At 67.0% G+C, this 9,747-nt stretch carries 12 protein-coding genes; 9 read left to right on the top strand and 3 right to left on the bottom strand.

Translation table 11 applies throughout. From position 1 onward, the window contains the following. Positions 1-570: 570 nt before the first annotated feature. From rpmH to RCP38_RS19900, 9 genes are all read left to right on the top strand, one after another. On the top strand, positions 571-714 hold the full coding sequence (gene rpmH / locus RCP38_RS19940) for a 50S ribosomal protein L34 (RefSeq protein ID WP_046283926.1): 144 nt from the start codon (positions 571-573) through the stop codon (positions 712-714). Between the two features lie 17 nt (positions 715-731). Next, positions 732-1,118, top strand: a complete 387-nt coding sequence (gene rnpA, locus RCP38_RS19935) for a ribonuclease P protein component (protein WP_308474639.1) — start codon at positions 732-734, stop codon at positions 1,116-1,118. Beyond that, positions 1,115-1,429, top strand: coding sequence for a membrane protein insertion efficiency factor YidD (gene yidD / locus RCP38_RS19930; protein WP_308474637.1), 315 nt, complete (start codon positions 1,115-1,117; stop codon positions 1,427-1,429). Before rnpA ends, yidD begins: the two co-directional genes overlap by 4 nt. Before the next feature lie 43 nt (positions 1,430-1,472). Then, a complete protein-coding gene (gene yidC, locus RCP38_RS19925; protein WP_373692534.1) occupies positions 1,473-2,489 on the top strand; it encodes a membrane protein insertase YidC in 1,017 nt (338 codons plus the stop codon). Between the two features lie 63 nt (positions 2,490-2,552). Beyond that, on the top strand, positions 2,553-3,092 hold the full coding sequence (locus tag RCP38_RS19920) for a Jag family protein (protein WP_308477435.1): 540 nt from the start codon (positions 2,553-2,555) through the stop codon (positions 3,090-3,092). A 70-nt stretch (positions 3,093-3,162) separates the two neighbouring features. Further along, positions 3,163-3,897: a 16S rRNA (guanine(527)-N(7))-methyltransferase RsmG gene (gene rsmG / locus RCP38_RS19915; RefSeq protein WP_308474633.1), complete on the top strand. Its 735-nt coding sequence runs from the start codon at positions 3,163-3,165 to the stop codon at positions 3,895-3,897. Further along, positions 3,894-4,892, top strand: a complete 999-nt coding sequence (locus RCP38_RS19910) for a ParA family protein (protein WP_308474632.1) — start codon at positions 3,894-3,896, stop codon at positions 4,890-4,892. The genes rsmG and RCP38_RS19910 overlap by 4 nt, the downstream gene beginning before the upstream one ends. Before the next feature lie 81 nt (positions 4,893-4,973). After that, positions 4,974-5,987 (top strand): ParB/RepB/Spo0J family partition protein, encoded by a 1,014-nt coding sequence (locus tag RCP38_RS19905; protein ID WP_308474630.1) that lies wholly within the window; start codon positions 4,974-4,976, stop codon positions 5,985-5,987. 224 nt (positions 5,988-6,211) lie between these two features. After that, entirely contained in the window at positions 6,212-7,027 is an 816-nt protein-coding gene (locus RCP38_RS19900; protein ID WP_308474629.1) for an acetyltransferase, read from the top strand. On the opposite strand, the gene RCP38_RS19895 is transcribed toward RCP38_RS19900, so the two are convergent. The 3 genes from RCP38_RS19895 to trxB all read right to left on the bottom strand — a co-directional run bounded on the left by RCP38_RS19895 (position 6,960) and on the right by trxB (position 9,665). Continuing rightward, positions 6,960-8,180 carry an N-acetylmuramoyl-L-alanine amidase gene (locus RCP38_RS19895; protein ID WP_308474627.1) on the bottom strand — a complete coding sequence of 407 codons (1,221 nt, stop codon included), beginning with the start codon at positions 8,178-8,180 and terminating at the stop codon, positions 6,960-6,962. The two genes, RCP38_RS19900 and RCP38_RS19895, sit on opposite strands and share 68 nt — an antisense overlap. 169 nt (positions 8,181-8,349) lie before the next feature. After that, positions 8,350-8,682: a thioredoxin gene (gene trxA, locus RCP38_RS19890; RefSeq protein WP_308474626.1), complete on the bottom strand. Its 333-nt coding sequence runs from the start codon at positions 8,680-8,682 to the stop codon at positions 8,350-8,352. Beyond that, positions 8,679-9,665, bottom strand: coding sequence for a thioredoxin-disulfide reductase (gene trxB / locus RCP38_RS19885; RefSeq protein ID WP_308474624.1), 987 nt, complete (start codon positions 9,663-9,665; stop codon positions 8,679-8,681). The genes trxA and trxB overlap by 4 nt, the downstream gene beginning before the upstream one ends. Positions 9,666-9,747 lie beyond the last annotated feature (82 nt).

The following is a 9,747-nucleotide window of genomic DNA, read 5'->3' as shown; positions in this document are numbered from 1 at the left end:
CGGATGTGGTACGGCAACATGTTATCCACACACTTATCCACAGATGTGGATGAGGTGCGCATTCCGCGGTGAGGCCCCCTGGGCCGGGTGCTCGGCAACGGATACTCCAGACAGAGACGCTGTATCTGAAGCGCCAGCCGCTTCGTCATGTTCGGTTCGTCATCCAAAACCGCTCCGATTCCAGAACGGCGCTGGCAAGCAAGCTAACAGGTTTCGCGGCGGCCGACTACTTGTTTCGGACAGATGAAGTGAACCAAAACGGGCCGAGCCGATACGTCCGAGACGTGTGTGACCACTGTGAATGATGAGTTCGGTTCGATGGGGGTCTGCCGCGGCTGCGGGAGGGGTACGGGGCCGGGGTTTGACCCGGCGAACGCGCATCAGTACCCTCGAACAGTCGCCCGAACGTCGGCGATACGGCAGCGACCGGCCCTCGGCCGGAGACCGCGCCGGTTACGAGCAAGACGCAGAAGTTCACCGAGCTTACCGAGTGCGTCGCGTGCGGCTGGCACATCGGTTTTCCGGTGTGTCGGACATATGCGACACAAGATGCAATAAGGAGAGTGTGCCGTGGCCAAGGGCAAGCGGACCTTCCAGCCCAACAACCGTCGTCGGGCCCGCGTGCACGGGTTCCGGCTGCGGATGCGGACTCGTGCCGGCCGTGCCATCGTCACCGCTCGGCGCAACAAGGGCCGGCGTTCGCTGACTGCCTGAGCACAGGCAGCTCGGCGGTGCTCCCGGCTCAGTACCGGATGAGACGATCGGCCGACTTCGGTGCGACGGTTAGGCAGGGCCGGCGGGCGGTACAGCCCGACCTCGTCCTGTACAGCCGTCGATCAGACGTATCCGGGCGGTCGGCATCGGACGCCGCCGCGATGGCGTCACCCCGGGTGGGGTTGATCATCGCGAAGTCGGTGGGATCGGCCGTTGATCGGCACCGGGTGGCCAGGCGACTCCGCCACGTGCTGCGGGATGTCCTCGAAGAGCTCGATCCCGGTGAGCAGCTGGTGATTCGGGCGTTGCCCGGCAGCAGTGGTGTCAGCTTTGCGGAGTTGACCACGCAGGTGCGTGCCGGCTTGCGGGGAGTACACCGTGTGCCGAGTGCGGTGTGCCGATGACCATGGTCGCTTCGAGGCCGGCGCGCGCGTTGATCTTCGTCATTCAGCTCTATCGAACGATGATCTCCCCGTTGCGGTTGCCCAGTTGCCGATTCATGCCGACGTGCAGTCGCTACGCGGTGGACGCCCTGGGGGAGTACGGGCTGATCCGGGGTGGTTGGCTGGCCGCGGTGCGGTTGGCCAAGTGCGGGCCGTGGCATCAAGGCGGCTGGGACCCCATACCAGAACGATCCCCGGGTACGGCCGTGTGCGGCTGCCCGTCCGGGAACGCCCCGGACAAGCGAGCGGAGGGTGACGACCGTGTCTTTTGATCTCGGCAGCCTGGACTACTTCTATTACCCGGTATCGGGCATTATGTGGTTGTGGTACAAGGCTTTTGGCCTGGTACTGGGCCCCCGTAACTTCTTCACCTGGGCGCTGTCGGTGGTGTTCCTGGTCTTCACGCTGCGGGCACTGCTCTATAAGCCGTTCGTCTCGCAGATCCGGACTACCCGGCAGATGCAGGAGCTGCAGCCACAGATCAAGGCGCTGCAGAAGAAGTACGGCAAGGACCGTCAGAAGATGGCCCTGGAGATGCAGAAGCTGCAGCGCGAACACGGCTTCAACCCGATTCTGGGTTGCTTGCCGATGTTCGCGCAGTTGCCGGTGTTCCTTGGCCTGTTCCACGTGCTGCGCTCGTTCGACCGCACCACCCACGGGGTGGGGCAGCTGGGTCTGAGCCCGGAACTGAACCGCCAACTCGGCAACTACTTCTTCAGTGCTCAGGACGTGGGGAACTTCCTGGACGCGAAGCTCTTCGGTGTCACGTTGGGCGCCAGCATCATCCAGTCCCACGAGAACAGGATGGCGGTCGCGGCGATCGGCGTGCCGATCATGATCGCGGCGGGCATCGCCACCTACTTCAACAGTCGGGCGTCGATCTCCCGGCAGAGTCCGGAAGCCGCCGAGCAACCGCAGACCGCGATGATGAACAAGCTCGCGCTGTATGTCTTCCCGCTGGGCGTGGTGGTCGGTGGACCCTTCCTGCCGCTGGCGATCATCTTGTACTGGTTCTCCAACAACATCTGGACCTTCGCTCAGCAGCACTACGTGTTCGGCATGATCGCCAAAGAAGAAGAGGCGAAGAAGGAAGAGCAACTGCGCCGGCGGTCCGCCAATGCCCCGGCACCGGGTGCCAAGCCCAAGCGCGGGGGTCGCACCGCGACGGCCGAACCGGCTACCGACACCGACACCGCCGCCGACTCCGGTGAGGTGAACGCGGATGCCGACAAGACGACCGAGCGCGATGTGGCCAAGCCCAAGCAGAACCGGCCCGCTGCGGGCGGCAGTCGCCCGGGCGCTGGAAACAAGCCGAAGAAACGCAAGCGGTAACCGACCGCACGAAGCCAACCGGCGCGTGAGCCGCCGGGCACGGAGGGAGACGACATGACCGACATGACCGACGCGGAGACCACCGAGACCACGGTGACCGGCGAGCAGTCGCCGCAGGACAGCGCGCCCGCGGTGGATATGGAAGACCGACTGGTCGCCGAGGGCGAGATCGCCGGCGACTACCTCGAAGAGTTGCTGGATCTGCTGGACTTCGACGGGGACATCGACTTGGACGTCGAGGGCCGGCGCGCGGTGGTCAGTATCGACGGTGGGAACGACCTGACGAAGCTGGTGGGCCGCAAGGGCGAGGTCCTCGATGCGTTGCAGGAGCTGACCCGGTTGGCGGTGCACCAGAAGACCGGTGAGCGCAGCCGCTTGATGCTCGACATCGCCGGCTGGCGTCGTCGTCGTCGGGACGACCTGACCGCTTTGGGCGACGAGGTGGCCCGCCGGGTTCTGGAGAGCGGTGTGGACGAGGAACTGGCTCCGATGAGCCCGTTCGAACGTAAGATCGTCCACGATGCAGTGGCCGCCGTCGACGGAGTACACAGCGAGAGTCAGGGTGTGGAGCCGTCGCGCCGGGTAGTGGTTCGGCGGGACTGATCGGGCTCGGGGCGAAGAATTACAGCAGTGTGATTCTTGGCCGGCGGTTGATTCACGGGAAGCCGGAGGAATGTTTCACGTGAAACATCTCGAACAAGAGTCGATACCCGAACCGCCCCCGGAGGCCGGCGTGGCGTTCGGTGAACGCCTTCCCTTGGCGCGGCGCTATGCCGAGTCGCTGGCCGGTGCGGGCGTGGAGCGTGGACTGATCGGTCCGCGGGAGGTCCCGCGATTATGGGACCGCCACATCCTCAACTGCGCGGCGATCAGTGAGTTGTTCGAACCGGACGAACTTGTCGCCGACATCGGCAGCGGTGCCGGCTTGCCGGGCATACCGTTGGCCATCGCGCGACCGGACCTGTCCATCACGCTGATCGAGCCGCTGCTGCGCCGCAGTGAGTTCCTCCACGAGGTGGTCGCCGAACTCGGACTCGACCATGTCGCCGTCGTCCGCGGCCGCGCCGAGGAACCCGCGGTGCGGGACGAAGCGGGGGACTGCGATGCCGTGGTGTCGCGGGCGGTCGCCAGCCTCGACAAGATCAGCCGCTGGAGCTTCCCACTGTTGCGTGTCGGCGGCCGGATGGTCGCCATGAAGGGGGAGAAGGCGGCGGCCGAGATCGATGAACACCGACGTGTGATGATCGGACTAGGCGCGAACGAGGTGAGGGTGGTGAGATGTGGCGAGAGCTATTTAAACCCGCCCACAACCGTGGTGCTGGCACTGCGGGGAGAGAGCGAGCCGGCGCGCGGGCGACGGCGGAAGTCAGGAAGCCCGGAGCGACGGTCGACCAGGAGGCCCAGATGAGCAGACCCGCCCGCCCGGACTCGGCGCCGCGGCCCAAGGCGACCCACGCCGACCGCGCCGCGGGTGCGGTTTCACGTGAAACATCGCCGGCACCGGTTTCACGTGAAACATCGCCGGATTTCGACACCCCGATCGGGGCTGCCGCCGAACGCGCGATGCAGGTCCTGCACACCAACAAGCGGCTGCCCCGGCCGAGGCGCCGCCGTGTCTTCACGGTCGCCAACCAGAAGGGTGGCGTCGGAAAGACCACCACGGCGGTCAACCTCGCCGCCGCGCTGGCGGTTCAGGGGCTCAAGACCTTGGTGATCGACCTGGACCCGCAGGGCAACGCGAGCACGGCCCTGGGCATCTCCGAGCGGCAGTCCGGGACCCCGTCGTCCTATGAGGTCTTGATCGGCGCCATTCCGGTGGCTTCGGCGCTGCAGCAGAGTCCGCACAACGAGCGCCTGTTCTGCATCCCGGCCACCATCGACCTCGCCGGCGCCGAGATCGAATTGGTCAGCATGGTGGCGCGGGAGAACCGGCTGCGGAACGCGCTGAACGAGTTGGACGGATACGACTTCGACTACGTCTTCATCGACTGCCCCCCGTCGCTGGGCCTGCTGACCGTCAACGCGTTGGTGGCGGCCCCCGAGGTGCTGATCCCCATCCAGTGCGAGTACTACGCCCTCGAGGGTGTCTCGCAGTTGATGCGCAACATCGAGATGGTCCGCTCCCACCTCAACCCGCTGCTCGAGGTCACCACCGTCTTGCTCACCATGTACGACGGCCGGACCAAACTCGCCGATCAGGTCGCCGATGAAGTCCGCCGGTATTTCGGCGACCGGGTGCTGCGCACCGTGATCCCCCGCAGCGTGAAGGTCTCCGAGGCGCCGGGGTACAGCATGACGATCATCGATTACGACCCGGGTTCACGTGGCGCCATGAGCTATCTGGACGCCAGCCGCGAACTCACCGAACGGGATCCGGGTGCCGGTGCGGAGGAGGCGCCGTGATCCGCGTCGACACGGCACGAGCTGTAGTAGGACCCACTGGGGAGCGCCCGGGGTTTCCAGTGATGAGGAGGAGCACCGCAGATGACCGGTCCGTCGCGTAAGAAGGGCGGCCTGGGCCGCGGCCTGGCGTCGCTGATCCCGACCGGGCCCGCCGATGGCGAGACCGGCCCCGCCGATCGCGGTGCGGGCATGGGACCGCGGATGGGGGATGCCGCGGCCGACGTAGTGCTGGGCGGACCGCGCAGCGCTGCGCCGGCCCCGTCCGCGCCCGACGTCGGCGCGGTGTATCGGGAGATCCGGCCCGGTGACATCGAGCCCAACCCCCGGCAGCCCCGTCAGGTGTTCGACGACGAGGCGCTGGCCGAGTTGGTGCATTCGATCCGGGAATTCGGGTTGATGCAACCGATCGTCGTGCGGACCGTCCCCGGTGCCGCTGCCGGAGCCCCGCGCTACCAGTTGGTGATGGGGGAGCGGCGCTGGCGTGCCTCCCAGCAGGCCGGCCTGGAGACCATCCCGGCGATCGTCCGCGAGACCGAGGACGACAACCTGCTCCGTGACGCGCTGCTGGAGAACATCCACCGCGTGCAGCTGAACCCGTTGGAAGAGGCCGCCGCCTATCAACAGTTGTTGGACGAGTTCGGCGTGACACACGACGAGCTGGCCACCCGGATCGGGCGGTCCCGCCCGCTGGTGACCAACATGATCCGGTTGCTCCGGTTGCCGATCGCGGTACAGCGGCGGGTGGCCGCCGGTGTCCTGTCGGCGGGTCATGCTCGGGCACTGCTGTCGCTGGAGGCCGGTTCGGAGGCGCAGGAGGAGCTGGCGGCCCGTATCGTCGCCGAGGGGTTGTCGGTGCGCGCCACCGAGGAAGCCGTCACCCTGGCCAACCGCGGCGGTGGCTCGACGCCCGTTGCGCCGCGGCGGAAGCCCATCCAGATGCCGGGTCTGCAGGACGTCGCAGAGCGGCTGTCGACGACCTTCGATACCCGTGTGACGGTCAGTGTCGGTAAGCGCAAGGGCAAGATCGTGGTCGAATTCGGGTCCGTCGACGACCTGCAACGCATCGTGGCGATGATGGAGACAAAATCGACTTGAGGCCGATGTTCGTCCGGGTCCGGATATACCGGGCCGTTACGTCACTGTGACGGTATTGCCGTCCCGGTCTGCCGGAGGAGGTGAATAGTGTTGATCGGCAACGGATTTCGAATTTCGGCCGAAATCAGCGCGCATCCGGTGCCGGCGGTGGCATCCGATGACGGCACCCTCCTATTCTTGAAGGGCTATCGCCGTCGACAGCACGGGTTGAGGCTGGGAGTTCAGTGTCCGTCCGCATCACACCTCTGAAGCTCGAGGGATTCGATCAGCTTCCCAAGCACGCGCGTCGTTGCGTGTTCTGGGAAGTGGATCCGGCCACCCTCGGCCCCGACGATCACCTCTCGGATCCGGAATTCGAAAAAGAGGCCTGGCTGTCGATGGTGATGCTGGAGTGGGGCTGCTGCGGGCAGGTCGCCGCCCCGTCGGCTCCGGGCGGTGGGGTAGGGGAGTCAGACTGCCTGGGCTATGTGCTCTACGCGCCGCCGCGCGCGGTACCGCGGGCGAACCGGTTCCCGACCGCTCCGGTCTCCGCCGACGCGGTACTGCTGACCTCGCTCGGCGTGGATTCGACGCCGATGGCGGACGGCCTACCCCAGGAACTGGTCTCCCGGGTGGTCGACGAGTTGATGCGACGCGGCGTGCGCGCACTGGAAGCCTTCGGCCGGACACCGGCGGTCACCGAACTACTGGATGCGCCCGCGACCGGACCCGACGCCATCCCGGATGACGTCGCACCGGTGTTGGCAGCCCTGGGGGACTGCACGGTGGAGCACTGCATCATCGAAGCCGACTTCTTGACCGGGGTGGGGTTCACCGTGGTGGCGCCGCACCGGTATTTCCCGCGGCTGCGATTGGAACTCGACAAGGGCCTCGGCTGGAAGGCGGAGGTGGAGGCCGCCTTGGAGCGGCTACTGGAGACCGCGCGGCTGGAACCGTCGATCGGCGCCGGTGCCACCGGTGCCATGCCGGCGGTCAGGACTGGCCGAGTCGACCGGTCTGCTCGACGGACAATTCGTGGGCGAGCAGTTCGGCGAACGTGAACGTTCCGGTGGGACGGTCGTTCTTGCCGAGCAGGTACAGCCGTTTGACGGCGGCGAGCATGCCCTCGGCGATCGCGTCGCGCACCGCCGGGGCGGCCAGCATTCCGCGATCCCGCGGGCTGGTGATGTAACCGACGTCGACCTCGACGGTGGGCATCCGGGTCAGGCGCAGCAGATCCCAGGTGCGGCCATGAGCCCGACAGTCCTGTAATCCCGTGCGGGCCACTATTTCTCGCTGAATGAAATCGGCGAGGTTGCGGCCGATGGTCGACACCGAACCGTGCGAGTTCCCGAAGTGGAACGACGCCACCCCGTTGGCCGTCGGACTGGTATGGGTGGCGCACCGCAGGCTGATCATCAGATCGGCCCCGACCGCGTTCGCCGTGGCGGCACGCTCGGCATCCGAGGGGCTGCGGCCGCTCGGGCGGGACAGGAAGGTGTCCATCCCGATGGCCGTCATCCGGCCCTCGAGACGACTTGCCAAGTCCCACAAGATGTCTGCTTCACTGATCGGACCGGAGGGGGTCTGGGTGATCAGCCCGTGATCGCGTCCCCCGCGGCCCGGGTCGATCACGATGCGCTTACCGGACAACTGCGGTCCGGACCGCCGTACCAGCTCCTCCTCACGGATGGCGTGCGGTGACCCGCCGCTGACCCGCGAAGCCAGAAAGTTCAAGGACCGCAAGGTTTCCGGCCCACAGATCCCGTCGGCGTACAGGCCGTACTCGCGCTGGTAGGACATCAGGGCGTTGTGCGTCTGGATACCGAAGTAGCCGTCGACCATGCCGGTGTAGAACCCGAGGTCCTGCAGGCGGGCCTGCAGGGTCGCCACGTCGTCGCCGTACATCGGCGCACCGAACTGGTGGTTGAGGATCCGCGCACCCAATCGGTACGAGGCCTCCTTGAGGGCCCGGTAGGTGGCCTCGCCGATCACGCCGTCGACCAGCAGCCCACGCTGCTGCTGGAAGGCCCGCACCGCCCGGTCGAGTTCGTCGTCGAAGTAATCCAGCGCCACATGTTTACCGGTGCTGAGGTCGGCGTCGGGGCTGTCGACCAGACCCAGCGCTGCCAGCGCCGCACGGACCTCGACGACAGCGCCGTTGCGGTCACCGCGCCGCAGGCCCGTCTCGGCGCCGCGATGCCGACCCGACATTACTGAGCCCTCCGGATAGTCACTGTTGGCCGTGCAGCCGTCGCCGGCGGTTGCACGGCAGATTAGCCAGCATTGTCGCAGATACCCGGTGAATTGCTGAAACCGTGAAGGCCGAAACCGGCCCGCGTCATCGCCGTCGACGACGCCGGGCGCAGGCCCCCGGGGACACCTAGTCGGTGTCGGCGATCTCCCGCAGCAGCGCCGCCTTGCCCTTGGCCCCCACGATGCGCTTCACCGGCTGCCCGTCCTTGAACAGGATGAGTGTGGGAATCGAAACCACATTGAAGTCACGTGCGGTGTCGGGGTTGGCGTCCACGTCGAGCTTGGCGACGGTGAGCGTCTCACCCCGTTCGGCGGCGATCTCCTCGAGGACCGGGGCGACCATCTTGCACGGTCCGCACCAGGTCGCCCAGAAATCCACCAGCACCGGCTTGCTGCTGGCCAGTACGTCGGCGGCGAAGGTCGCGTCGGAGACGGTCACCGTGCTGTGGTTGTCGGTCACTGGGGTGCTCCCATCAGGGTTTCGGTGCTGTTGTCGTGGGTCGCTTCGGCTGATTCTGCCAGCCAGCGTTCGGCGTCGATCGCGGCCGCACAGCCGGTGCCGGCGGCGGTGATGGCCTGTCGGTAGGTGCGGTCCACCAGGTCGCCGGCGGCGAACACCCCTTCCAGGGAGGTCCGCGATCCCGGCTGCTGGACCAGCACATAGCCGTCGGAGTCCAGGTCCACCTGGTCGCGCACCAGCGCCGACCGGGGATCGTGGCCGATCGCCACGAACACGCCGGTCACCGGCAGCGTGCTCTCGGCGCCGGTGGCGGTGTCGCGCACCCGCAGGCCGGTCACGGTCTCCGAACCCTCGACGGCCACCGGGACGGTGTTGGTGAGGAACCGGATCTTGTCGTTCTCCCGTGCCCGCGCGAGCATGATCTTCGAGGCGCGGAACTCCTCGCGGCGGTGTATCAGCGTCACGCTGCGCGCGAAGCGGGTCAAGAAGGTGGCCTCCTCCATCGCGGAGTCCCCGCCGCCGATCACCGCGATGTCTTGGTCGCGGAAGAAGAAGCCGTCGCAGGTGGCACACGAACTCACACCCCGGCCGAGCAGTTCCTGTTCGCCGGGGATGTTCAGGTAGCGGGCGGCGGCCCCCATCGCCAAGATGACCGCCCGGGCGTGGTGCGTCTCGCCGTCCGCGGTCACCACGGACTTGACCGGACCCCGCAGGTCCACGGATTCGATGTCCTCCATGCGCAGGTCCGCGCCGAAGCGCAGCGCCTGCTCCCGCATCTCGTCCATCAGTTCCGGGCCCATGATGCCGTTGCGGAACCCGGGGAAGTTCTCCACCTCGGTGGTGGTCATCAGGGCGCCCCCGAACGCGGTGCCCTCGAAGACCAGCGGGGCGAGCTGGGCCCGCGCGGTGTAGACCGCCGCGGTGTACCCGGCGGGACCGGAACCGATGATGATCACGTCGTGGATGGTCGGTGCCTCAGACATCGAGAGCCTTTCCGCTGGGATCTGTTACAGGGGCTAGCAACGTCAGCGTAGGCGGAGATGTTCCCCGGGCCGACCCCGACGG

The sequence above is a fragment of the Mycolicibacter sp. MU0083 genome, from assembly GCF_963378075.1.
GTDB lineage: Bacteria > Actinomycetota > Actinomycetes > Mycobacteriales > Mycobacteriaceae > Mycobacterium > Mycobacterium kokjensenii.
Note: the sequence above shows the minus strand (reverse complement) of the source record. Positions and strands in the feature narration are given on the sequence as shown.